At 69.1% G+C, this 24,171-nt stretch carries 16 protein-coding genes and 1 pseudogene; 14 read left to right on the top strand and 3 right to left on the bottom strand.

The window, feature by feature from the left end; genetic code table 11:
- The first annotated feature begins 519 nt into the window (after positions 1-519).
- Genes ACQEUX_RS15875 through ACQEUX_RS15850 form a run of 6 tightly spaced genes read left to right on the top strand, consistent with a single transcriptional unit; the run spans position 520 to position 8,495 of the window.
- The gene (locus ACQEUX_RS15875) at positions 520-2,031 is read left to right on the top strand and encodes a sugar ABC transporter ATP-binding protein (RefSeq protein ID WP_433047739.1); all 1,512 of its coding nucleotides are present in this window, start codon (positions 520-522) and stop codon (positions 2,029-2,031) included.
- The gene (locus tag ACQEUX_RS15870) at positions 2,028-3,002 is read left to right on the top strand and encodes an ABC transporter permease (RefSeq protein WP_433047736.1); all 975 of its coding nucleotides are present in this window, start codon (positions 2,028-2,030) and stop codon (positions 3,000-3,002) included. Before ACQEUX_RS15875 ends, ACQEUX_RS15870 begins: the two co-directional genes overlap by 4 nt.
- 2 nt (positions 3,003-3,004) lie before the next feature.
- A complete protein-coding gene (locus ACQEUX_RS15865) occupies positions 3,005-3,988 on the top strand; it encodes an ABC transporter permease (protein ID WP_433047733.1) in 984 nt (327 codons plus the stop codon).
- Positions 3,989-4,000: 12 nt separating this feature from the next.
- Positions 4,001-5,182 carry an ABC transporter substrate-binding protein gene (locus ACQEUX_RS15860; RefSeq protein ID WP_433047730.1) on the top strand — a complete coding sequence of 394 codons (1,182 nt, stop codon included), beginning with the start codon at positions 4,001-4,003 and terminating at the stop codon, positions 5,180-5,182.
- A gap of 6 nt (positions 5,183-5,188) precedes the next feature.
- Positions 5,189-6,040 (top strand): sugar phosphate isomerase/epimerase family protein, encoded by an 852-nt coding sequence (locus ACQEUX_RS15855; protein ID WP_433047727.1) that lies wholly within the window; start codon positions 5,189-5,191, stop codon positions 6,038-6,040.
- Between the two features lie 58 nt (positions 6,041-6,098).
- On the top strand, positions 6,099-8,495 hold the full coding sequence (locus tag ACQEUX_RS15850) for a ricin-type beta-trefoil lectin domain protein (RefSeq protein WP_433047724.1): 2,397 nt from the start codon (positions 6,099-6,101) through the stop codon (positions 8,493-8,495).
- A 63-nt stretch (positions 8,496-8,558) separates the two neighbouring features.
- Here the strand turns inward: ACQEUX_RS15850 and ACQEUX_RS15845 are convergent.
- Positions 8,559-9,527, bottom strand: a pseudogene (locus tag ACQEUX_RS15845) (family 43 glycosylhydrolase); the annotation flags it as partial.
- 60 nt (positions 9,528-9,587) lie between these two features.
- Positions 9,588-10,613 carry a LacI family DNA-binding transcriptional regulator gene (locus ACQEUX_RS15840; RefSeq protein ID WP_433047721.1) on the bottom strand — a complete coding sequence of 342 codons (1,026 nt, stop codon included), beginning with the start codon at positions 10,611-10,613 and terminating at the stop codon, positions 9,588-9,590.
- A gap of 371 nt (positions 10,614-10,984) precedes the next feature.
- Between ACQEUX_RS15840 and ACQEUX_RS15835 the strand changes: the two genes are divergently transcribed.
- From ACQEUX_RS15835 to ACQEUX_RS15800, 8 genes are all read left to right on the top strand, one after another.
- Positions 10,985-12,340 carry an ABC transporter substrate-binding protein gene (locus tag ACQEUX_RS15835; protein WP_433047718.1) on the top strand — a complete coding sequence of 452 codons (1,356 nt, stop codon included), beginning with the start codon at positions 10,985-10,987 and terminating at the stop codon, positions 12,338-12,340.
- Positions 12,337-13,308: a carbohydrate ABC transporter permease gene (locus tag ACQEUX_RS15830; RefSeq protein ID WP_433047715.1), complete on the top strand. Its 972-nt coding sequence runs from the start codon at positions 12,337-12,339 to the stop codon at positions 13,306-13,308. The genes ACQEUX_RS15835 and ACQEUX_RS15830 overlap by 4 nt, the downstream gene beginning before the upstream one ends.
- Positions 13,305-14,129 carry a carbohydrate ABC transporter permease gene (locus tag ACQEUX_RS15825; RefSeq protein ID WP_433047712.1) on the top strand — a complete coding sequence of 275 codons (825 nt, stop codon included), beginning with the start codon at positions 13,305-13,307 and terminating at the stop codon, positions 14,127-14,129. Before ACQEUX_RS15830 ends, ACQEUX_RS15825 begins: the two co-directional genes overlap by 4 nt.
- 3 nt (positions 14,130-14,132) lie before the next feature.
- Positions 14,133-15,287, top strand: coding sequence for a serine hydrolase domain-containing protein (locus ACQEUX_RS15820; RefSeq protein ID WP_433047709.1), 1,155 nt, complete (start codon positions 14,133-14,135; stop codon positions 15,285-15,287).
- A gap of 359 nt (positions 15,288-15,646) precedes the next feature.
- Entirely contained in the window at positions 15,647-18,064 is a 2,418-nt protein-coding gene (locus ACQEUX_RS15815; RefSeq protein WP_433047706.1) for a glycoside hydrolase family 43 protein, read from the top strand.
- Between the two features lie 186 nt (positions 18,065-18,250).
- A complete protein-coding gene (locus tag ACQEUX_RS15810; protein ID WP_433047703.1) occupies positions 18,251-20,677 on the top strand; it encodes a family 43 glycosylhydrolase in 2,427 nt (808 codons plus the stop codon).
- 44 nt (positions 20,678-20,721) lie between these two features.
- The gene (locus tag ACQEUX_RS15805; protein ID WP_433047700.1) at positions 20,722-21,354 is read left to right on the top strand and encodes a hypothetical protein; all 633 of its coding nucleotides are present in this window, start codon (positions 20,722-20,724) and stop codon (positions 21,352-21,354) included.
- A 61-nt stretch (positions 21,355-21,415) separates the two neighbouring features.
- Complete coding sequence (locus tag ACQEUX_RS15800) at positions 21,416-22,495, top strand: WxL protein peptidoglycan domain-containing protein (protein WP_433047697.1); 1,080 nt, start codon at positions 21,416-21,418, stop codon at positions 22,493-22,495.
- 96 nt (positions 22,496-22,591) lie between these two features.
- On the opposite strand, the gene ACQEUX_RS15795 is transcribed toward ACQEUX_RS15800, so the two are convergent.
- Positions 22,592-23,920 carry a hypothetical protein gene (locus ACQEUX_RS15795; protein WP_433047694.1) on the bottom strand — a complete coding sequence of 443 codons (1,329 nt, stop codon included), beginning with the start codon at positions 23,918-23,920 and terminating at the stop codon, positions 22,592-22,594.
- Positions 23,921-24,171 lie beyond the last annotated feature (251 nt).

Raw genomic sequence — 24,171 nt, 5'->3', positions numbered from 1 at the left:
GTCTCCTAGGTTGGGCGGGCGTAGGGATTGCGACCACGGGCCCTACGACGCGTCAGGTTGAACCTGGACGCGTGAGGGGGTGCGAGCGCGCTGGTCCGTCCTCATGCCGTTCGCCGAAACGGCAGTCAGACCCGCAGGACGTCACACAGTGTGACGATGGCTGTGGTTCTCGTCCCGTGGTCTACGAGGTCAGGATGAGCTAGAGATCGATGGCTGTCAATTCATGATGGAACGTCCGACGTCCTGCCCGGTGGACGGCGCCCGTGCTCGGCTCCCTCGCTGCGGCACCGCCTGCCGATCGCGGCCCGGCCTGGCAGTCGGGCTTGATCGAGGATTGCGGACCCGCATCCAAACATCTATCTTCATACGTGTGATGTTTCGTCGATGTCAAGGGAATGTTTGCACCGCAAGAACGTAAGTCTTCGCCGTTGCTACGAAAGTTTGTTGTCCGGCGCCTCGAAGCCGCCGTAGTGTGGCATTGAATCTTGTCGATAACTACTATCTGTGAGGGCTCTCGGGATGTCAGACTCGCGGCCGGTGCCGCTACTCACCCTTCGGAACATCGGCAAGTCATTCCTCGGCGTACGCGTTCTCGACGGTGTCGACCTCGATGTCGCACCGGGCGAGGTCCACGCCGTTGTCGGTGAGAACGGCGCCGGAAAGTCCACCCTCATGAAGATCGTCTCGGGCGCGTACGTCCCGGACGAGGGCACCGTCGAGTTCGCCGGCGAACCGCGTACGTTCCGTGGTCCGCGCGACGCGCAGCGGGCCGGCATCGGCATCATCCACCAGGAGTTCAACCTGCTCCCGGAGCGCACCGTCGCGGAGAACGTCTACCTGGGGCACGAGCCGGTCCGCCGCGGGTTGGTCGACCGTCGGGGGATGCTCGACCGCACCACGCGACTGCTCGCCTCGATCGGTGAGACCACGTTGCCGGCCGACGCCCGGGTGGGGCAGCTGGGCGTCGCGCAGCAGCAGGTCGTCGAGATCGCCAAGGCACTCGCCCTGGACGCGCGGCTGCTGATCATGGACGAGCCGACCGCCGCGCTGGCCGACCATGAGGTCGAGCTGCTCTACGGGCTGGTGCGCCGACTCCAGGATCGGGGCATCGGCCTGCTGTACGTCTCGCACCGGCTCACCGAGGTTTTCGACCTGTCCGGCCGGATCACCGTTCTCAAGGACGGCCGCCGGGTCACCACCGTGGACACCGCGGACACCAGCGCCGACGAGTTGGTGCGGCACATGGTCGGCCGGGAACTGTCCAGCTACTACCCGGACCGGGCCGCACCCGAGGACCGCGGTCCGGTCCGGCTCACCCTGCGCGACGCGGGAAACCGGAAGCTGCGTGACGTCAACCTCCAGTTGCGCGCCGGCGAGGTGCTCGGCATCGGCGGGCTGCAGGGCTCCGGTCGCTCGGCGCTGGCCCGTGCGATCTTCGGGGTGTCCCCGTTCACGACCGGCGACGTCACGCTCGACGACCGGCCGGTCCGGCTGCGCTCGCCCCACACCGCGATGCGGGCCGGCATCGCCTACGTCACCGAGGACCGCAAGGGCGAGGGGATCGTTCCCCGCCAGTCGGTGCTGGACAACGCGCTGCTCGCCAGCCGGGCCGTCTTCGCCGCTCGGTCCGGTCGTACCGCCCGGACCGTTCGGGTCCGTGAGCTGCTCGCGGCCGTGGAGGTCCGCGCCGCGAGCGACGACCAGGAGATCCGCTTTCTGTCCGGCGGCAACCAGCAGAAGGTCGTGCTGGCCCGGTGGCTCGCGCTCAACCCGCGGATCCTGCTCTTCGACGAACCGACGCGGGGCATCGACGTGGGTGCGAAATCCGCGATCCACGACCTCGTCCGCCGCCTCGCCCGCGACGGCGCGGCCGTGCTGATGATCTCGTCCGACCTGCCGGAGCTGCTCGGGATGAGCGACCGGATCATCGTCATGCGCGACGGCCGTATCGCGGGCGAGTTGCCCGCCGGCGCGACCGAGGAGGACGTCGTCACCCTCGCGGTCGGCACCGTGCGGGAGGCCGCCGCATGAGCGCTCTGTCGCTCCTGCCGGCCCGCCGCCCGGTACCGGGCGTGTTCGTGGCCCTGACCCTCACCCTCGCGATCGGCTGGCTGGTTGTCCTGATCGACGGCGGTCAGCTCTTCAACCAGTCGACGACGGTGAGCCTGCTGCACGTCGCGGCCGGGCTCGGGCTCGTCGCCGTCGGCCAGACCCTGGTCATCCTCGGCGGCTCGCTCGACCTCTCCGTGGCGTACGTGATCAGCCTCAGCACACTCGTGGCGGCCGAGACGATGAACGGCAGCGACGGCGCGCTGGTGCCGGCGATCGGCCTGGCGCTCGCCGTCAGCGCCGGCGTCGGCCTGCTCAACGGGCTGCTCGTCACCAAGCTCCGGGTCAACGCGTTCATCGCCACCCTCGGCGTCGGGCTGCTCCTCAAGGGGTACCTCGACAACGGCTACGACGGCCCGGCGGGCACCACCTCACCCTCGCTCGTGCAGTCCCTCGGCTACCAGCGCGTCGGCCCGGTGCCACTGTCGTTCCTGCTGCTGGTCGCCGTGACCGGCGTGGCCTGGTTCGCGCTCTCGCGGACCCGGTTCGGCCACCACCTGGTCGCCGTCGGCGGAGACCCGGAGGTGGCCCGGCTCTCCGGCGTCCGCAACGACCGGATCCTCGTCACCGCCCACGTGCTGTGCTCGATGTGTGCCGGGCTCGCCGGTATCTATCTCGCCAGCCGGCTCGGCTCGGGCGCCCCCCGGGTGGGCACCGAGGGCCTCTACGACCTGGAGTCGATCGCCGCCGTGGTGATCGGCGGGACCGCGCTCGCCGGTGGGCGCGGCGGCGTCGTCGGCACGGTCGGCGGGGTGCTGCTGCTCGCCAGCATCGACGCCATCTTCAACCAGCTCGAGGTCGACGCCTTCTTCAAGCAGGTGATCCGGGGCGCCATCATCATCGCCGCGGTCGCCGTCTACGCCCGCCGGGCAATGCGAAAGGCGGGGTCCTAGCCATGCAGACCGTCCAGCGCCGTTCGCTGCCGCTGCGTCTCCCGCGGGTTCAACCCGGTGGCGTCCTGCCGATCCTCACGATTCTCGCGGTCCTGTTGGTGCTCGTCGGCATCCGGCAGCCCGACTTCCTCGCGCCGCCGTCGCTGATGTCCTTCCTCGGCCGCTCGGCACCGATCATCCTGCTCGCCGCCGGCCAGTACTTCGTGATCGTCTCCGGCGAGTTCGACCTCTCCGTCGGCTCGCTGGTCACCGCGCAGGTGGTCGTCGCCGCCCGGCTGATCGACGGCGACCCGGCGCGCACCTGGCCGGTGGTGCTGCTCCTGCTCGCCTTCGGAGCACTCGTCGGGCTGGTCAACGGCCTGATCACGACACGTCTGCGGGTGCCGTCGTTCATCACCACCCTCGGCATGTTCCTGATCCTCGTCGGCGCGGTGTACCTGTGGTCCGACGGTGCCCCGAAGGGTGGGCTCTCCGAGGAGTTCCGGCGTTTCGGTCGGCGGGCGTTCGAGGACGTGCCGGTGTTCGGCCGTGTGCCGTACGCCCTGCTGGTCCTGTTGGTCCTGGCGGCGGTGGCCGTGCTGCTGATGCGGTCCGACTTCGGCCGGACGCTGGTCGCCGTCGGCGACAATCCCCGCACCGCCGAGTTGAGCGGGGTACGCGTCTGGCGTACCCGGACAACCGCCTTCATCCTCAGCGGACTCGCGGCGGCGGTGGCGGCGATCCTCCTGGGCGGCTACAGCGGCGTGTCGTTCCAGGCCGGCGCGGGGCTGGAGTTCGGCGCGATCACCGCGGTCGTCCTCGGTGGTGTCGCGCTGGGCGGAGGTCGTGGCGCGGTCGTCGGGGCGATGCTCGGCGCGCTGACCCTCGAACTGCTGTTCGCCCTCATGAATTTCTACGGCGTCTCCGGCGCCCTCAGATCGACCGTCCAGGGCGCGATCATCCTGCTCGCCGTGGCGGTCTCGGCAACGCGTTCTTCGTCGAGATAAAGGGGATCCATAGTGCGACGTTCCATGGCGGCGTTGGCCGCTGTCACCCTGCTGTCCCTTACTGCCTGCGCTACCGACGAGCCGGCCGCCGGCCCTTCGGGCAGTGCCTCCGCCGCCGGTTCCGGCACCGGGGAGCAGTCGAAGTTCTTCGTCCAGGCCGACTACGACGCCGAGTTGGCGTTGCTCGACGCGGCGCCGACCGGTCCCGCCGACAAGCCGTGGGAGCAGGTACTCAACCCGACGCTGGTGGACACCGCCAAGTTCAAGAAGAACGGTCCGCACAAGATCTGCTTCTCCAACGCGGCTTTGAACAACCCCTGGCGGCAGGTCGGGTTCAAGACCATGCAGGCCGAGGTCGAGGCGCAACGGAGCCGCATCAAGGAGTTCGTGCACGTCGACGCCGAGGGCAAGGACCAGAAGCAGATCGCGGACATCAACGACCTGCTCGGCAAGGGCTGCGACGCGCTCATCGTCTCGCCGAACACCACCGCCACGCTCACCCCGGCCGTCGAGGCGGCCTGCCAGGCGGGCCTGCCGGTCGTCGTCTTCGACCGTGGTGTCAACACGAAGTGCCCGGTGACGTTCATCAACCCCATCGGCGGTTACGGGTTCGGCCACGTCGGCGCCGAGTTCGTCAGTCAGAAGATGAAGCCGGGCGGGAAGGTCCTCGCCCTGCGGATCCTGCCGGGCGTCGACGTTCTGGAGACCCGCTGGTCGGCGGCGAAGGTGGCGTTCGACAAGGCGAAGGTCGACGTCGTCGGCGTCGAGTTCACCGACGGCGATCCGGCCAAGACCAAGAAGATCGTCGACGACTACATCCAGCGGTACGGCACGATCGACGGTGTCTGGATGGACGCCGGAGCGGTGGCCGTCGCGGCGGTCGAGGCGTTCCAGGACGCGGGCAAGCCCGTGCCGCCGATGAACGGCGAGGACCAGCTCGACTTCCTGAAAATCTGGAAGGACAAGAACCTCACCGCGATCGCGCCGACCTACCCCACCTACCAGTGGCGTACGCCGGTCATCGCGGCGTTGCAGATCCTCGACGGCCAGCAGGTGTCCAACCCGTGGAAGCTGCCACAGCCGACCATCACCCAGGACAACCTCGACCGCTACCTCGATCCGAGCATGCCGCCGCTGCACTACGCGATGTGCGGTTGCACGGACCTGCCCGGATACCCGCAGCGCTGGAAGTAGGTTCCGGTGTACGCCATCGGCGTCAACCCCTGGGTCTGGACCTCGCCCGTCGACGACGAGGCCCTCGCCGAGCTGATCCCGCGGATCGCCTCGTTCGGCTTCGACGCGGTCGAACTGCCGATCGAGCAGCCCGGTGACTGGGACCCGGTCCGTACCCGGGACCTGCTGGCGGCGCACGGTCTCGTCGCTGCCGGCGTCTGCGCGGTCACCCCGCCCGGACGGGACCTGGTGGACGCCGCACCGGCCGTCGTGGAGTCGACAGTCGCGTACCTCACGGGGTGCGTGGCGAGCGCGGCGGCCGTGGGCGCGCCGTGTGTCGGCGGTCCCGTGTACGCCGCGGTCGGCCGCACCTGGCGGATGTCGCCGGCGGCTCGCGCGGCCTGCTACGCCGACTTCCGGCGGGCCCTGGCCCCGGTGGCGGAGCAGGCAGGCGAATGGGGCGTGAGCATCGGTGTCGAGGCGCTGAACCGCTACGAGACGAGCGTCGTCAACACGATCGAGCAGACGGTCGAAATGATCGACGGTCTGCCGCCGAACGTCGGCATCATGATCGACACCTATCACATGAACATCGAGGAGGCCGATCCCTACGCGGCCCTCTCCCTCGCTGGCCCGCACATCAAGCACGTCCAGGTCAGCGGCACCAATCGGGGTGCTCCCGGCACGGACCACTTCGACTGGCCCCGCTTCTTCACCGTCCTGCGCGACACCGGCTACCAGGGCGCGATCTGCATCGAGTCGTTCACGGCGGAGAACGAGACCATCGCCACCGCCGCGGCGATCTGGCGTCCGTTGGCCCCCTCGCAGGACCGTCTCGCCACCGACGGCCTGCGCCACCTCCGGGAGATCCTCGGCTGACCGCCACCGGGCGCCACTTCCTCCGTCCACCCCTTCTTCATGTCAGGAGCACCGTCCCGTGTCCGTCTCGTCCATTCCGCCGCTGCGGCGAATGCTGGCCGGCGCCGCCGCGACAGCGTTGACCGCGCTGGTCGCGGTGACCGCCTCGGCGTCCCCGGCCCACGCGGCCACCACCACCCTCTACGCGTCGCCCTCCGGCACCGGCACCAGTTGCACGGCCAGCCAACCGTGCTCCCTGACCGGCGCGCAGGCCGCGGTCCGGACGCGCAACGCCGCGATGTCCGGTGACATCGTCGTGGAACTGGCCGACGGCGCGTACCGGTTGTCGTCGCCGATGCGGCTGACCGCGGCCGACTCGGGTAACAACGGGTACCAGGTGATCTGGCGGGCGGCCGCCTCGGCACGTCCGACGATCACCGGAGCCCGGGCGGTCACCGGTTGGTCGCTCGCGGACTCCGGGAAGAACATCTGGCGAGCCAACGTCGGGGCCGGGCTCGACAGCCGTCAGCTCTACGTCAACGGGGCTGTCGCCACGCGGGCGCGTACCGCCGTGAACCGGGCCGACTTCACCTTCACCACCACCGGCATGCGGTTCAGCAACAGCGCGCTCGCCTACCTCAACAACCTCGGCAACCAGAACCGGGTCGAGGTGGAGAGCGTCGGCTCGTTCACCGACCGGTACTCGCCGGTGCAGAGCATCAGCGGGAACTTCCTCACGATGCAGCAGCCCGCCTGGAACAACAACACCTTCGGGTTCGACACCCTCTCCAGCCCGCACCGCGCGGGCCCGTTCTACCTGACCAACGCGTACGAGTTCCTGGACTCGCCGGGGGAGTGGTATCTCAACCCGGGCAACGGTCAGCTCAACTACATCCCGCTCGCCGGGCAGAGCATGAGCTCGGTCAGCGTGGAGTTGCCGCAACTGCAGTCCCTGGTCAACGTCGGCGGCACCTACGACGCGCCCGCGCACCACATCTCGTTCAGCGGGATCACCTTCACGGGCACCAGTTGGCTCGGCCCCAGCAGCAGCAACGGTTTCGCCGACCAGCAGACCGGTGCCCACATCACCGGCACCTGGGCCCGTCCGTCGGACGCGCTGACCTCCTGCCAGGCCGGCTGCCCCCAGTTCGAGGCCACCCGGCCGAACTGGAACCAGATGCCCGCCGCCGTGCAGGTCTCCGCCGCCAACACCATCACCTTCAGCGACTCCCAGTTCGTCAACCTCGGGCAGACGGCGATCGGCATCGGCAACGACGCCAACGCCCACGCCAGCGGCGTCGGCCTGGGTGCCAGCAACATCACGGTCACCCGCTCCGAGATCGCCCGCAACTCCGCCGGCGGCATCGTGGTCGGCGGCGTACGCGCCGACGCCCACCACCCCAGCGACCAGCGGATGGTCAACCGGAACATCACCGTGAGCAACAACCGGGTGCACGATCTCGGCCTGGAGTACCGAGGCGTCGTCTCGATCCTGACCACCTACGTGAACACCGCGCTGATCTCGCACAACGAGGTCTACAACATGCCGTACACCGGCCTGTCGGTCGGGTACGGCTGGGGCGCCAACGACGCCGGCGGCAGTGAGCACTACGCCAACCGGGGCCTGTACAACTACCAGCCGCGGTACACGACGGCCACCACCGCGGCCAACAACCAGGTCATCGGCAACTACGTGCACGACGTCATGCAGCAGATGACCGACGGCGGCTGCATCTACACGCTCTCGGCGAACCCGGGCGGGACCATCAACGAGAACTACTGCCTGCGGACCAACGGCTGGTTCGGCCTCTACTTCGACGAGGGTTCCCGCTACTACACCGCCCGCAACAACGTGTTCTCCTCCACCGGCACCTGGGCCACCGCCAACTACTGGTACGCGGAGAACATGGGCAACTTCACCGTCACCAACAACTGGTCGACCAACAACAGCACGAACGTGACCAACGGGGACCGCGGCAACGTCGTCAACGGCAACGTCACGGTCACCGGAGGCAGTTGGCCGTCGGGCGCGCAGACGGTGATCAACGCCGCCGGTGTCCAGAGCGGCGGCAGCACCAACCCGCAGAACGTCCAGATCGTGGGCGTCCAGTCGGGCCGGTGCGCCGAGATCGGCGGCTCCAGCACGACCAACGGCACGCAGGCCCAGATCTGGGACTGCATCAGTGGTGCCACCAACCAGCGGTGGACCCACACCACCAGCCGGCAGCTCATGGTCTACGGCACCAAGTGCCTGGACGCCTCCGGCCAGGGCACCAGCAACGGCACCACGGTGGTGATCTGGGACTGCAACGGCCAGGCCAACCAGCAGTGGAACATCAACGCCAACGGCACGATCACGGGAGTGCAGTCGGGTCTGTGCCTCGACGCGAACGGCGCCGGGACGGCGAACGGTACGAAGTTGATCCTCTGGTCCTGCAACGGCGGCACGAACCAGCAGTGGCAGCTGCGGAGCTGACCTGGGAACTGGACACCGACAGGTCCGGGCCGGGGCGACTCCCCTCGGCCCGGACCTGCGCGGTCACGGTTCCGCGACCGTCCTCGCCGTGTCCACGATCAGCCCGGTCGATGCCTCGTACCGTACGGGAATGGGGTCGGTGAGTTCCCCGACGAACGTCTCGTCGACGTGGTCGAGGAAACCGATGAGCGACCAGTCGTCGGCGGGACCCGGGACCAGCCGGGGCGCGTACAGGTGTGGGTGCGTGAACGGCTGGGCGGACGCGATGTCCCACGGGCCGAGGAGGCTCTGGCCGGTCGCCACCCAGATCCGGTGGTCGTCGCGCCGGGCGCTGCCGGTGGCGTCGGTGGAGAACAGCAGCAGTGGCTGCCCGTCGATGACCGCGACCTGGGGCACTTCGAGGTGGCCGAACCCGGCCGGTGTCGACAGCGGTGGCTGAACGGTCCAGGTGACCAGGTCGGTGGACGTGGCGTGGCCGACGACGCCACGGGTGTTCGCCGGTCCCGTGTTGGCGCGTGCGGTGATGAGCATGTGCCAGCCCTCGCCGTCGGGATCGGGAAACACCCACGGATCACGCCAGGCCTGCTCGTACCACTGGTCCCTGTCGAGCAGCTCGTACCAGGTCGGGTCGGCCTCGACGATCGGCTCGGTGCCGTGCCGGTGCCAGGTGGTCAGGTCGTCGGAGACGGCCAGGCCGATGCGTTGGACAAGGCCGTCCTCGGCGCGACCGACCCCGGTGTAGAACAGGTACCAGCGTCCGTCCGGCCCACGGACCGTGCAGCCGGTCCAGGTCGCCAGGTCGTCCCAGCTGGGAGCGTCGGCGGGAACCAATGCGTCGGCGACCAGGCGCCACGAGCGCAGGTCCGCCGAGACGGCGTGGCCGATCGTGGCGCGGTGGTGGCGGCGGTGCGGGTCGTGCAGGGCACGGGACGCGCGCAGGAAGAACACGTGCCAGAGGCCGTTGTCGTCCCGCGCGTACCAGCTGTCCCACACCCAGTGGTCGGGTAGACGAAGCATGGCCGGAAACCTAGCACTAAACCGTTTTAGCGGCGGATCAGGTCAGGCCAAGGTGGTGGCGTTGGCCGTCGGTGGTCACCCGGCCGGAGGGGCGAGGGACCGACGCCGGCGCAGGGGCATCGGGACGAGCGACGACTCGGTCGCGCCGCCGTCCAGGAGCAGTTCGACCGCTCGGCGTCCCATCTGTTCGTGCGGCAACGCCGTGGTGGCGAGGCTGGGCCGCAGCCAGGCGGCGATCGGGTCGTCGTCGAACGAGATCACCGAGATGTCGTCCGGGACGGTCAGCCCCGCCTCACCGAGCGCCTGGTAGGCGCCGAAGGCCAGCCGGTCGTTCATGCAGATGATCGCGCTGGGTCGCTTCGGCTTGTTCAGCAGCGAACGCATGGCCGCGTAGCCGTGCTCGGGCAACCACTCGGTGCAGAAGCACTCGGCCAGGAGTGTGACGCCGGCGTCGCCCAGCACCTGCTGGATGCCGTGCAGACGTGCCCGCGCCGCGAGCGAGACCTCCGGATCGTCTTCCTTGAGGCGGTTGCGGCCGATGAGCGCGATCGCGTCGCGATGGCCGTGTTCGAGTAGCGCGGTGGCGACCGAACGGCCGGCCCGGTCGTCGTCGGGAAGCACGCTGGGCAGGCCGTCGGCGCTCGTGGCGTTGAGCAGCACCACCGGGCCGCCGAGGATGGCCGGGGGCACCGTCAGCCGTCTGGTGGCCATCGCGGCATAGATCACCCCGTCGACCTGTCGGTCGAGGACGGCCTCGATGGCGTACTGCTCGAATGTGGCGTCGCCCTGCGTCTCGGTGATGAGCAGCACGTGGTCCCGTTCCCGGGCCGCGTCGAGGGCGCCGCGGATGAGACCGCCGGCGAACCGGGTGGTGGCGACGATGTCGGAGACGAACGCGATGGTGGCCGTCTTGCGGGTACGTAGGCTGCGCGCGGCGAGGTTGGGCCGGTAGCCGAGTTCCTCGGCGGCGGCGAACACGCGCTGGTGCGCCTCGGCCGAGAGCCGGGTGCCCTCTCTGCCGTTGAGCACCATCGACGCGGCGGTCTTGGACAGCCCGGCTCTCCGCGCGACATCGGCAAGGGTTGCTCTGTTGCTGCCCATCTGTCCTCCGAATCAGGCGCGGTGCCACAGGCGCCGCTCTTGCCCATCATGATGCGTCGCCGCGCGGGGGTCGGCGCCGGTCATGCCGGGCGTGGCGTGAACTCGGTGTTTCCGCACCGTTGCCAAGTTGTCCTTGACAGCTTCCCGCGCCGCGCGCATGCTCTGCTAAATCAGTTTAGCGACCACTTTTGGTGCCTCGAAGGGCGCCTTCGGTGGCCGTGCCGGGTTCATTTTGATGACGGTACGGGCGCTGTGCTCGGGCGACCGGTCACGACGTGCACGTTGTGGCTGTCCCCCGTCGCGGCGGTCCCGGTGGAGCCGTCACGCGGCCATGGGTCGCGGGACGCGCGGAGATGTCAAGGAGTCATGAAATGGCAGAATTGCTGACAAAGATCCCGCGACGTAGAGCGGTGATCCTCGCGTCGCTGCTGGCGGTCGGGTTGACCGCGACGGCCTGCAGTGCGCCGGGGGAGGGCCGGTCGTCGACCGCCCAGTCCGACGCCGACGTCAAAACCGAACTCGGGACCGCGCCGATCACGCTGGAGATGTACGCCGAGACCGGCTTCCCCCTGGCCAAGGCGCTGGCCGACGAGTTCTCCAAGCAGCACTCGAACGTGAAGTTCAACATCCGTGAGGACCAGTTCACGGTGATCGTGGAGAACGCGCCGCGCGTGATGGCGTCGGACAACTCGCCCGACATCATCCGACTCCCCACCATGGTCGACCTGGTCAAGGACGACCTGCTCAAGAACCTCGACCCGTACTTCACCGCGTACGGCTGGGACAGGTTCCCGGCCTCGCAGCTCATGCAGTTGCGTGTCGGTGACAACACCCGCGGCACCGGCTCGCTGTACGGGATGGGGCTCGGCTACAGCGTCACCGGCGTCTTCTACAACAAGAAGCTGGCCAGTCAGATCGGCATGACCCAGCCGCCGGCCACCGTCGCCGAGTTCGAGCAACTGCTGGCGAAGGCGAAGACCGGAGGGGTCCAGCCGATCATGCAGTTCAACAAGAACACCGCGGGGATCAACTTCCCGCACCAGGCGCTGCAGAACCAGTTCGGTGACCCGACCCAGGTCGCCGACTGGATCTTCCAGAAGCCGGGAGCCACGTTCGACACGCCGGCCGCTCTGAAGGCCACCCAGACCATCCAGAAGTGGGCGCAGGCCGGCTACTTCCCGAAGGACGCCAACGCTCTGGACTACGCGAGCATGGTGGGGGAGTTCCAGAAGGGCAACGGCCTGTTCATGTTCAACGGTGACTGGGAGTCGGCCAACCTCGACAAGTCGATGCCCGGCAACGTGGGCTTCTTCCTCTTCCCCGCCGAGACCGCCGGCGGCAAGCACGTGGCGATGTCCGCCCCCAACACGTTCGGCGTCTCCGCCAAGGCCAAGAACCCGGACGCCGCCGCCTTCTTCCTGAACTGGGTCCACACCAACGCCAAGGCGCGCGAGATCGCGGTCACGGTCGGTGGATCGAGCCCGGGCGGCCCGAGTGACCTGCCGGTGCCGGCCGCCGCCCCCAACACCGTCCTGGCGGAGACCCTCAAGGCGTCGCAGCAGCTCGGGGCGGAGAACGGTGCGGTGGACTTCACCGCGAACGCCACCGGTGGCATCTTCGCCGCCGCGATCACGCCGGAGTTGCAGAAGCTCGTCGCCGGCCAGCAGACGCCGGAGGGGTACGTGAAGGCCGTCCAGGCGGAGTACGAGAAGGAACTGTCCCGATGACGTCTGCCCTCGGCAGCGCACCAACCGGGCGGGGCGATCGGGTGTCGTCAGCGGATCGTCCCGCCCGTCCCACCCCCGCGCGGGCTCACCGATTCCGGTGGGCCCGCGCGGCCGGGACCGCGTGGTTGTACGTCCTGCCCGCCCTGGTGATGTACGCGGTGTTCGTCCTACGCCCCCTCGCGCTGACCGTGCAGTACTCGCTCTACGACTGGAACGGCATCGGCGTGGCCCGCTGGGCGGGCCTTGACAACTACGTCACCGTCTTCACCGACAGCGACCTGCTGAAGATCATCGCCAACGCGGTCATCCTGATCGTCTTCTTCAGCTTCATCCCCGTCGCGCTCGGGCTGCTGGTGGCGAGCATGGTTCGCCGGATCACCACCGGCACGTTCGGGACCGTCGTCCGGACGATCCTGTTCCTGCCACAGGTCATCCCCCTGGTGGCGGCCGGCATCGCGTGGAGCTGGCTGCTGTCGTCGAACGGGCTGATCAACCAGGTGCTGCGTGCGGTCGGCCTGGGCGGCGTCGCCCGCGCGTGGCTGGGCGACTTCGACACGGCGCTGCCTGCCGTGGGCGTGATCGGCGCCTGGGTCCTGCTCGGCCTCTGCACGATCCTGCTGGTCACCGGAATGAGCAAGATCGATCCGGCGCTCTACGAGGCCGCCCGTCTGGACGGCGCCGGGCCGGTCCGCGAGTTCCTCGCCGTGACCCTCCCCAGTCTGCGCCAGGAGATCGGGGTCTGCCTGACCGTGACGATCATCGCCGCTCTGGCCAGCTTCGACATCGTCTACATCTCCACCAGCGGCGGTCCTGGCCTCCAGACCACCGTGCCGGGCCTGGAGATCTATCGGCTGGCCTTCTCGCAGCGGCAGGTCGGGCTCGCCTCGGCGCTCGCTGTCGTCCTCATGCTGCTGGTGCTGGCGTGCGTGCTGCCGATCCAGCGACTCACCCGCGGGGAGAAGCCGTGAACCTGAGCCGACGTGAACAGGTGACCGGCCGGGTCTTCCTGATCGCCCTGATCCTCGTCACCCTGCTGCCGTTCGTGAGCATGCTCTCGGCGGCGTTGCAGCCCCGTGGCACCGTGCCCAGCGGCTTGGCCTGGCCGTCCGACCCGCAGTGGGGAAACTTCGCCGATGCCTTCACAGCCGCCAACATGGGTGCTCTGCTGCGCTCCAGCCTGCTCATCGTGGCCGGTGTCGTGCCGGTGTCGGTGCTCATCGCCACCATGGCCGGGTTCGGGCTCGGTCAGCTCCGGGTGCCCGGCGGTCGGCTCGTCTTCGGCCTCCTCCTCCTCGGTCTGACTCTGCCCTTCGAGGCCGTGGTCACCCCGCTCTACTACCAGATGCAGGATTTCGGCCTGCTCAACACCCGCTGGGCCATCATCCTGCCGCTGATCGGGCTGTACATGCCGTTCGCGGTGTTCTGGATGCGGGCGCACTTCACCAACGTGCCGGTCGAGCTGTCCGAGGCGGCCCGGGTGGACGGCAGCAGCACCTGGCAGTTGTTCTGGCGGGTCCAGGTGCCGCTCGCCCGGCCGGCCATCGCCTCGCTGACGATTCTGCTGTTCCTCTGGACCTGGAACCAGTTCCTCCTCGCCATCGTCCTCGTCGATGACGCCACCAAACGCACGATGGCCGGGGCGCTCGGCGCGTTCCAGGGCCAGTGGGGCACCGATCTGGTGTTGCTCTGCGCCGGATCGCTGCTGATCCTCACTCCCACCCTCATCGTGTTCCTGATCTTCCAGCGACAGTTCATCAAGGCCCTGATCCAGGGATCAGTGAAGGGATAGGCAGTGGTTGCACAGCCGCAGATCCACGGCGACGTCGACGAACGCTACGGGCGCGTCGCCGACGTCTTCCGCGACAACTTCGCCTCTCACGGAGAGGTCGGCGCCGCGACCACCGTCTACGTACAGGGCCGCAAGGTCGTCGACCTGTACGGCGGGGTGGCCGACACCCGCACCGGACGGCCCTGGGAGGCGCACACGCCGGTCGTCGTCTTCTCCTGTACCAAGGGTATCCTGGCGATCTGCGCCTACCTGCTGGTCCAGCAGGGCCGGCTCGACCTCGACGCTCCCGTGACGCGCTACTGGCCGGAGTTCGGGCAGCACGGCAAGGCACACATCCCCGTGCGCTGGCTGCTCACGCACCAGGCCGGCCTGCCCGCGTTGGACCGACCCCTGACCCTCGACGAGGTCCTGGCCTGGGACCCGGTCATCAAGGCGATCGAGGCGCAGGCCCCGCTGTGGCAGCCGGGCACGGCCCACGGCTACCACCCGATGACCTACGGCTGGCTGATCGGTGAGGTGATCCGCCGTATCACCGGCCAACTGCCCGGCGCGTTCTTCCGTGACACCGTCGCGGACCCGCTCGGCCTGCACACCTGGCTCGGGCTTCCCGCCGTCGAGAGCGACAGTGTCGCCTGGGGCCTGGCGCCACCTCCGGAGGCCGATCCGTTCGTGGACCCGGTCGCCGAACGGGGAATCACCATGGGTGGCGCGTTCGCCTTTCCCGCCGACACGGACGGCCTGGTCAGCTTCAACGACCCCGCCATCCGGGCGGCCGGCGTCCCCGGCGCCGGCGCGGTGAGCACCGCGGACGGCCTCGCACGCCTCTACGCGGCCTGCGTGTCGGACATCCAGGGTGGACCCCTGCTCTCGGCGGCGTCGGTGGACGACGCGGTCGCGGTCCGTTCGCGGGGCCAGCAGCGACACGGGCCGCCGGACACCGGGCAACGCTGGGGCACGGGCTTTCTGCTGCACTCGCCGCCGGCCCGACCGCTGCTGGGTGAGCGCAGCTTCGGCCACGACGGCGCCGGCGGGAATCTGGCCTTCGGTGACGCCGAGCATCAGGTTGGATTCGGCTACGTGGTCAACCAGATGCGCGGGGTGGGCGACGAGCGCGCCAACCGGCTCACGGCCGCCATGCTCTCCTGCCTCGACACCTGAGGCGACCGGCCCGCGCTCGGCTCCCCGGTGTCGTCAGGACGGCACCGGGGAGCCCGCCGAGGTTGAGACGGAGCTGCCTCCGGGCCAGCGTCGCCTGCCTGCTGATCCATGGCCGCGCTCCCACCCGTGGCACCTCAGTCCATTCTGGTGGGTCCACGGTGTTACGGGGACACTTCGGGCACGTTTCATTGATTGTCTTGACAGGCTTTGTTAGCGATAACACGATGGCCTTCACGCCGCTCTCGCGCTTGGAGCCCACCTTGGCCGTGTCGATCCGCTCGCGTGTTCCCAGTCTCGCCCGCACATCCCCTCTGAACTGCCTGAACGATGCCGTCCACCGTGCCGTCGGAGCGCTGAAGGTGTTCGCCTCCACAGTGCACCCGCGTCGGCCCCACCCACTGTGTGCGTTCGCATTGGTCACCGTCGTCGTCGGTGCCGGCCTGGTGGCCACACCCGCCGTCGCGCAGGCAGCCGAGGGATGGACGCCCCGATCGTCGTACACCTCGACCGACACCGGCGCCGGCACGTACTCGGTGCCCCTGCTCAACGCCGACGTGCCGGACATCAGCGTGGAGCGAGTACCGGCCGCCGAGAACGACGAGGGCCGGGACATCTACTACATGATCAGCACGACGATGCACCTGAGCCCGGGCGCGCCGATCATGAAGTCGTACGACCTCGTGAACTGGGAGATCGTCAACTACGTCTTCGACCGGGCGAGCATCGGCGACTCCTTCTCCCTGCGCAACGGCCAGAACTCGTACGGCCAGGGTCAGTGGGCGTCGTCGCTGCGCTACCACGACGGCATGTTCTACGTCGCCTTCAACACCAACAACCTCAACGGGGCGTACCTCTACCGCACCGACGACATCGAGAACGGCGCCTGGCAGCGCACCGCCCTCGGCCGTGGCCTGCACGACCCGTCACTCTTCTTCGACGTCGACGGCACGCCGTACATCTTCTACGGCTCCGGCGGCACGAGCGCCGTACGCCTCAACGCCGGTCTGACGGCGATCGAGCAGGACTACCCGAACATCTTCACGGCGAGCAACTACGCCGGCCAGCCGTTCATCGGCGGTCTGTTCGAGGGCGCGCAGTTCTACCACATCGACGGCTGGTACTACGCCGTCATCATCACGTGGCCATCCGGGCAGGGCCGCCAGGTCGTCATGCTCCGCTCGAAGGACCTGCTGGGGCGCTACACCTCGGCCGGTGGGGTCAACACCTACGAGGCGCGCGGCGTACTCAACTCGAACGGCTTCGCGCAGGGCAGCCTCGTTCCGATCAGCCGTGCCGGCGGCGGGACCGACTGGCATGGCATGTTCTTCCGCGACACGTTCCCGATCGGGCGGATCCCGGCGCTCATCCCCGCCACCTGGCGGGACGGGTGGCCGACGTTCGGCACCAACGGGGTCGTTCCGGTCAACGGCCTGTTCGACAAGCCGATCCGGCTCAGCCCGGCGGAGGAGGCGTTCGAGCGGCAGAAGAGCATCGTCGCCTCGGACGACTTCGCCAACGACGCGCCGCACAAGGCGTACCAGGACGAGCAGTGGACGATCCCGGCGCCGCTGGACGAGGCCGAGATCGCCCCCAACGGGTCGCGGCTGGACCTGGCGTGGGAGTGGAACCACGCCCCCGACAACCGCTACTGGTCGCTCACCGACCGGGACGGATGGCTGCGGCTGACGGCCGGCAAGGTGGTCACCGGCCAGTACATCTACACGAAGCTGTCCAACCGGGCCGAGCTGGCCTGGTTCGAGGAGGCCCGCAACACGCTCTCACAGCGGACGTTCGGGCCACGGCAGTCGGTGGAGACCCGGATGGACATCTCCGGAATGAAGAACGGGGACGTCGCCGGCCTGGCGGCCTACAACCGCGGATTCTCGTACGTGGCGGTCAAACGCGTCGGCGGTGTCAACACCCTGGGCGTCGTCAACCGGTCGCAGCCGTTCGCGGTCGACCTCGACCAACAGACGCTGGAGACCTTCGTGCCGGGCACGACCGTCGCGTTGGCTGACGCGACCGAGGTGCACGTGAAGGCGGACCTCGACTTCGCCTCGCCGGTCGGCCAGTTGTGGACGACGTTCTACTACAGCCTCGACGGGCAGCAGTGGACCCGGCTGGGCAACCGCGTCGGCCCGCAGACGCTGGACGGCAGCCTCGCGCACTTCATGGGTCACCGGGTGGGCCTGTTCAACTACGCGACGCAGGAGACCGGCGGGCGCGTCGACTTCGATCACTACCTGCTCAGCGACACGCTCACCGCGCAGGCGCGGCCGCTGGACACCGGTGCCCTCGACGCCGCGATCGCCCACGCGGAGACCCTGGACGGGCGCCACTACCCGGCCGACGCCTGGGCTGCGGCACAGTCCGCACTGGCGGCGGCCAGGTCCGCGCGGGCCGGACAGCTCGGGACCCAGAACCAGATCGACGCGCCGGAGCGGGCACTCAGCTATCAGCTGACCCGCCTCGGAGTGCTCGCGGCGGTGCCCGTCACGGTCACCGCTTCGACACGGTGCCTGAGCGGGAAGGTGTACGTGGCGGTGCAGGCGCGTAACGACCATGACGGGTCGGTCGGCGTGACGCTGGAGACTGCGTACGGTGAGCGGTCGTTCGCGGCCGTGGCGCCGGGTGCGAGTGCGTATCAGTCGTTCAACACGCGTGCGGTGTCTGTTCCGGCTGGTTCGGCGACGGTCCGGGTGACCGGGGTGATCGGTGGCAGGGACGTGACGACCGTGCGCACCGTCGAGCACCCTGCCGGCACCTGCGGCGGATAACCCCGACCGCCTACCAGCCACCGGCGACCGGCCGCGCGGCGCGGACCAGCAGGAACTGTCCCGCGCCGCCGGCCGCGTCGAGCCGGTGGCGGCAGTGGCCCCTGATGTCCGGACCACCCAGGAACGCCTATTCATCGATCCCCCGCACACCGATGACCGCACGTCAGAGTTGAAGGAGGATGTCTCGTGGAACAACGAAGGCGACGGGCGACCCGAGGAAGGGTCGCGGCGATCGCGACGGTCGGTCTGCTGCTGGCCGCGGCGTTCGGAGCCGGGTCGGCACCTGCCCAGGCCGCCGACACGAATCTCATCGTCAACGGCGGGTTCGAGGAGGGCCTGGCCAACTGGTTCGTCAACAACGGAAACGCCACCGACGGCGCCCAGCTGTCGGCCACGTCGGATGCCTACGCCGGTGCGAACGCCGCGCTCGTCACCAGCCGGACGACGACCGGCTCCGGGCCGATGCAGGACCTCAGCGGCAAGGTGCAGGCCGGCCAGGCCTACACCCTCACGGCCCGCATCAAGTACGAGAACCCGAGCGGACCGGCCACCAAGCAGTTCTTCGCCACCATGCACTACGGCGGTGGCACCTACACCAACCTCGTCAGCGTGACGGCGACGAAGGGTCAGTGGGCACAGTTCAACGGGACCTTCACGATCCCGGCGGGGCAGGTCGTGTCGACGGCGCGGCTCTTCTTCGAGACCCCCTGGACGAGCACGCCGTCCACCGATCCGGACCTGCACCTGATGGACTTCAAGCTCGATGACGTCTCGGTGGTCGGCGCGGCGCCGCCCGCACCGGCGTCGAAGACGATCGAGGTCGTCGGCAAGCTGCCCGGGGAGCACAACCCGTTGATCGGGCACAAGTTCGGCGCCGACGGTTTCGGCTTCGTGCACGACGGCCGGGTGTACATGTACATGACCAACGACACCCAGGGCTACGCCCCCAACCCCGCCACCGGCGTCTCGCCGGGGATCAACTACGGCGACATCAACCAGATCACGGTGATCTCCTCGGAGGACCTGGTGAACTGGACGGACCACGGCGAGATCCAGGTCGCCGGCCCGAACGGGGTGGCGCCGTTCACCGCCAACTCGTGGGCGCCGGGCATCACCAAGAAGGTGGTGAACGGTCAGGAGAAGTTCTTCCTCTACTACGCCAACGGTGGCGGCTCCAGCAACGTGATCACCGGCGCGTCGCCGCTCGGTCCGTGGACCAGCGAGCGCACGAGCACACTGATCAATGGCGGCACCCCCGGCGCTGAGGACGTGGCGTGGAAGTTCGACCCGGCCCCGTTCGTGGACGACAACGGCCAGCCGTACCTCTACTTCGGTGGTGGTCCCGCGTCGACGAGCATGCCGCCGGCCGAGCGCTTCAACAACCCGAAGAACATCCGTTCGATCGAACTCGACGACAGCATGGTCGCGACCCAGGGAACGGCCGCGGTGGTCGACGCCCCGGTCGCCTTCGAGGCCGGTCACGTCTTCAAGCGCGAGGGAAAGTACTACTTCTCGTACTCCTCGCACTTCGGCGGTAACGACTTCGGCGGCCCCCAGACGCCACTGCCGGGCTACCCCGGGGGTGGCCAGATCGGCTACATGATCTCCGACGGTCCGATGGCGTGGCCGAAGGAGACCTACGCCGGCGTGCTCTTCCCGAACCAGTCGCAGTTCTTCGGCGCCGGCACCGGTGGCAACAACCACCAGTCGGTGTTCCAGTTCGAGGGCAAGTACTACTTCACCTACCACGCCCCGACGTTGAACAAGCGCATCAACGGGAACACGACGCAGGGGTACCGCAGCCCGCACATCCAGGAGCTGGCCTTCAACCCGGACGGCACCATCCAGCAGGTCGTCGGTACCTATGCCGGCGTGAACCAGGTCCGGAACTTCGATCCGTACCGCCTCTTCGAGGCCGAGACCTTCGGCTGGAGCAAGGGCATCGCCACCGCGAAGGTCGACGGCAACTCCGCCCAGTTCGGCGGTGCGGCACCGAACCTGGTGGTACGCGACATCGACAACGGCGACTGGACCGCGCTGTCGTCGGTGGACTTCGGCGACAACGGCGCGCAGAGCGTCACGGCGCGGGTGCGGGCGCTCACTGCCGGCGCGCAGATCCAGGTGCGGCTGGACGACGTCACCGGCCCGGTTGTCGGCACCATCCCGGTCGACGCCCCGTCCGGGCAGTGGGCCGAGGTGACCGCCGAGCTTGAGGGCGTCACCGGCGTGCACGACGTCTACTTCACCGTCACCGGCCCGACGGGCGCCGACCTCTTCGAGCTCGACTCCTGGGCCTTCGAAGCGGCCACCGGCCAGTCCGAGCTACCCGTCACGGTCACCGCTTCGACGCGGTGCCTGAGCGGGAAGGTGTACGTGGCGGTGCAGGCGCGTAACGACCATGACGGGTCGGTCGGCGTGACGCTGGAGACTGCGTACGGTGAGCGGTCGTTCGCGGCCGTGGCGCCGGGTGCGAGTGCGTATCAGTCGTTCAACACGCGTGCGGTGTCTGTTCCGGCTGGTTCGGCGACGGTCCGGGTGACCGGGGTGATCGGTGGCAGGGACGTGACGACCGTGCGCACCGTCGAGCACCCTGCCGGCACCTGCGGCGGATGACCCACCAACCCGGCACATCAATCACGGATGACAACGGAGGTCACATGAACACACATAAACGGCGGCAGATGCTCGCGGCCTGCGCCGTCGGCGCCGTCCTGTCCGGCGCGGCGGTGTCGCCGTCGCCCGCGATGGCCGAGCCCGGCGACGACGCCAGCGTGCGGGTGACGGTCGACATCGACGAGATCAGGGAACCGGGCGTACTCGCCCTGTCGATCGCCGGTGACGCCGTCGCGCTGTCCGAGGACGGCTCGACCCTGCTGGTTCGCCAGTTCGTCGGTACGCTGCCGACGGTGACGGTCACCGACACCCGCGTCGCCGACGAGGTGCCCGACGGCGCCGCCTGGGCGGTGCTCGGCAGCGCGACCGACTTCACCGGCAGCACCGGTCAGGCACCCATCACCGCCGACCACTTCGGCTGGAAGCCACGCCTGCTCGACGGCGGGGAAACCGGCCTGGTCACCGAAGGTGAGGAGGTCGTGACCGCCCTCGACGAGGAGACCCTGCCCGGCAACAACGTCGGCCTCGTCGACCAGGAGCTGTTGGTCTCGGCCTTCGACTCCGAGGCCGTTGCCAGCGACTCGTACTCCGTCAACGCCGATCTGTACCTGCGGACCCCGGCCGAGGTCGCCGCCGGCGAGTACAGCTCCACGCTCACGCTCTCACTGTTCGAGTAGTGGCTCGGCGGGGGCCTGGAAACAGGCCCCCGCCGGCCCCGTGTCGAAGGGCCGTCGTCTCATGACCGTCTCCCCGCTGCGCCGGGCGCTCACCATCCTGGCTGTCACGACCCTCACGGTTGCGGCTGCGCCGGCCGCGGCGGCGGCGGAACCAGACCCGAAAGCCCTGACCTGGACGGTCCAGCCGGCCACCCCGAGTGGTCCGGACCAACGCCGGTGGATCAACGCGAGCCTCGACCCGGGGGAGGCCCGGACCGAGCACCTGGCGGTACGAAACTTCAGCCGCAACGCTGTCGCCTTCTCCCTGAAGGCCGCCGACGGCTACCTCACCGACAAGGGCCGGTTCAACATGTTGTCCTCCGACCGCACCTCGGTCGACGGCGGCACCTGGATCGACGTGCAGGAGAGGGTCACCGTCGGCCCCAACGAGACGAAGGTGGTGCCGTTCACGATCACGGTGCCCAAGGGCGCCACGCCGGGTGACCACCCGGCCGGCATCGCCGCGACCGTCACCAGCACCGGGGGCACCGTCAACGTCGAGAGCCGAGTGGGTTTCCGGGTCATGGTGCGGGTCAACGGAACCGCCCAGGCAGCCCTGCCCGTCAACGGCCTCAGCGCGACGTACGCTCCGTCGTGGAACCCCTTCGCCGGTGGCACGGTCCGGGTCCGCTACACCGTGCAGAACGACGGCAACGTCTGGGTCAGCGGAACGGGCCGCGTCTCGGTGTCCGACCTCTTTGGCCGGACCAGCCACGACGTCACCAGTGCTGTCGAGGAGATGCTCCCGGGTGGCAGTCGCGAGGTGGAGACCCGCGCCGACGGTGTCTGGGCGCTGGGTCGCCTCCGTACGACCGTCACCACGTCTCCGGCCCTGCTCGGCGACGGCCAGGCCGGCGCCGATCTCCGGCCGGCCTCCGCCACCGTCACCACCTGGGTCGTGCCGTGGGCGCAGCTCGCGTTGCTGTGTCTTCTCGCCGCGCTGATCGTCGGCCTTCGGGTGGCGACCCGTCGCCGCCGGCGGCGGCTGGCCGGGCTGCTCGCCAGAGCCCGGGAGGAGGGCCGGCAGGAGGTCCAGGAGTCCGCGCTCGTCGGCAGCGCATCCTCTCGCGGTGAGCCCGACCCCGGCGACGCTGGTCGATGACCCGATACGCGGGCTGACCCCGCATCGTCAGCAGCGGCGCGGGGCTCCACGGCGGCGAGTCGACGCACGAGAAGCCCCGCACCTTCTGCTGAGGCGTCAGTCGCCCGCGTTGGCACCCTTGGTCTGGTCGAGCAGCCAGCGCAGGATGCCGCTGTCCGCATAGGTCGGACCGAACGCCGCGTGGTAGTCCGGCAACGAGAAGGCCCCGTCGGCGTACTCGGTGTAGCGGACGAGGTCGGCGGCCTGCTCCGGGGTCTTACCCCGGGCCTCGTACGCCTGCCGCAGCAACGTCGAGGAGTTTCGCGCCCCGGTGACGTTGAGCAGGTGGTCGTGCTCGCCGTGCGTGATCCAGATCGGCACCTCGGCCGCCGCGATGGCGGTCGCCTGCGTGGCGTTGACCGGGAAGCCGCCGGTCACCAGCCCACCGGCGAACAGGTCCGGTCGCTTGGCGAACGCCGCCCACAGCAGTTGGGAGCCGTACGACACCGTGGTCGCGTACACCCTGCGCGTGTCCACGGCGAACTGGCCGACGAACTGATCGAGCAGCTTGATCAGCAGGTCGGCCTCGGCGGCGCCGCCGACCCGCTGGTGCTGGGGTGCCAGGACGATCACGTCCTCGGAGGTGCCGGTCCACCGTGGCTGGAGCCATGCGGTCGCCGGGACGTCGGCGGCGAGTTGGACGCCGAGGTTGTCGCCGTCCCAGCCCATCCCGTGACCGGGGAGGACGACCATGAGCGGGTACCTGCGTCCGGGCTGGTAGTTCTTCGGCAGGTGGTAGTGGTAGGGCAGCACCATTCCGCCGCTGAGGAACGAGCCGTAGGTGAACGAGTCGACCAGTTCGTTGACCGGTTTCTCGGTGACCGGGCGGGACTGACGAGGGGTGGCCCTGGCGAGCACCGGCCCCTTGCCGACCCCGCGCCCGGGCTGGCCGTGGACGTCTCGGCGTTGCACCACCCGGGTCGGCAGCTCGGGGTTGACCTTCACGGTGCAGAGAAAGGTCGGGCACTTGGAGACGATGACCGTCGAGCCGCCCACGTCGGCCGGGTCGAGCTCGACGATGACGTACCTGCCCGGTGCCGACCGGTGGTCGGTACGTGTGCCCGGTACGCCGTTGGTGTAGGTGTGGGTGATGGTCCGGTCGGCGAGCTTCGGTAGGTCCTCGATGGGGTTGAACCGGAAGTTGTAGATGGTGTCGGCCACCGAGAACGTGGCGGTGTCGACGGTGCGCGGATTGACCGCCGCGCCGTACTCGATCGCGACGGCGGAGACCTTCTGGCCGTACGTGTAGACGGTGGTGATCGGGGTGATGCTGCGGATTCCGTCCTCAGTGCCCGGGCTGCCGCTCGCACTGCCGTATGCCGTGCCGGAGGCGCTAACCAGGACGAGGGTGGCGACGAGCGGAGCCAGTCCTTTTCGCAGTCTCATGCGGGGTCCTCTCTCGGGACGGTGCTCAGTCAGCGATCTCTGGGCGGGGGTGGGTGGAGCAATGTGAGTCGCTAAACTGATTTAGCAGAGCATCGGCGGCAGTTCGGGCCGTGTCAATACCGCGCGGGCGACAAGCCGGGACTGCCCGCGGCCGACCGCTCCGCCGCCTTCGCCCTCGCGGCCGGCCAACCCGGGAGGCGCCGCCTCCTGGTCGGGCCTCCGTGGGCAATGCAACAAACCTGCAAGCGCTA

It is taken from the genome of Micromonospora sp. CA-259024 (assembly GCF_050936255.1).
Classification (GTDB): Bacteria; Actinomycetota; Actinomycetes; order Mycobacteriales; family Micromonosporaceae; genus Micromonospora.
This window is presented reverse-complemented; position numbering and strand designations above follow the sequence as displayed.

Excerpts from the sequence above, each read along its gene's own strand:
- ACQEUX_RS15875 (WP_433047739.1), top strand. The coding sequence starts at position 520 with ATGTCAGACTCGCGGCCGGTGCCGCTACTCACCCTTCGGAACATCGGC.
- ACQEUX_RS15870 (WP_433047736.1), top strand. The coding sequence starts at position 2,028 with ATGAGCGCTCTGTCGCTCCTGCCGGCCCGCCGCCCGGTACCGGGCGTG.
- ACQEUX_RS15865 (WP_433047733.1), top strand. The coding sequence starts at position 3,005 with ATGCAGACCGTCCAGCGCCGTTCGCTGCCGCTGCGTCTCCCGCGGGTT.
- ACQEUX_RS15840 (WP_433047721.1), bottom strand. The coding sequence starts at position 10,613 with ATGGGCAGCAACAGAGCAACCCTTGCCGATGTCGCGCGGAGAGCCGGG.
- ACQEUX_RS15835 (WP_433047718.1), top strand. The coding sequence starts at position 10,985 with ATGGCAGAATTGCTGACAAAGATCCCGCGACGTAGAGCGGTGATCCTC.
- ACQEUX_RS15830 (WP_433047715.1), top strand. The coding sequence starts at position 12,337 with ATGACGTCTGCCCTCGGCAGCGCACCAACCGGGCGGGGCGATCGGGTG.
- ACQEUX_RS15805 (WP_433047700.1), top strand. The coding sequence starts at position 20,722 with ATGAACACACATAAACGGCGGCAGATGCTCGCGGCCTGCGCCGTCGGC.
- ACQEUX_RS15800 (WP_433047697.1), top strand. The coding sequence starts at position 21,416 with ATGACCGTCTCCCCGCTGCGCCGGGCGCTCACCATCCTGGCTGTCACG.
- ACQEUX_RS15795 (WP_433047694.1), bottom strand. The coding sequence starts at position 23,920 with ATGAGACTGCGAAAAGGACTGGCTCCGCTCGTCGCCACCCTCGTCCTG.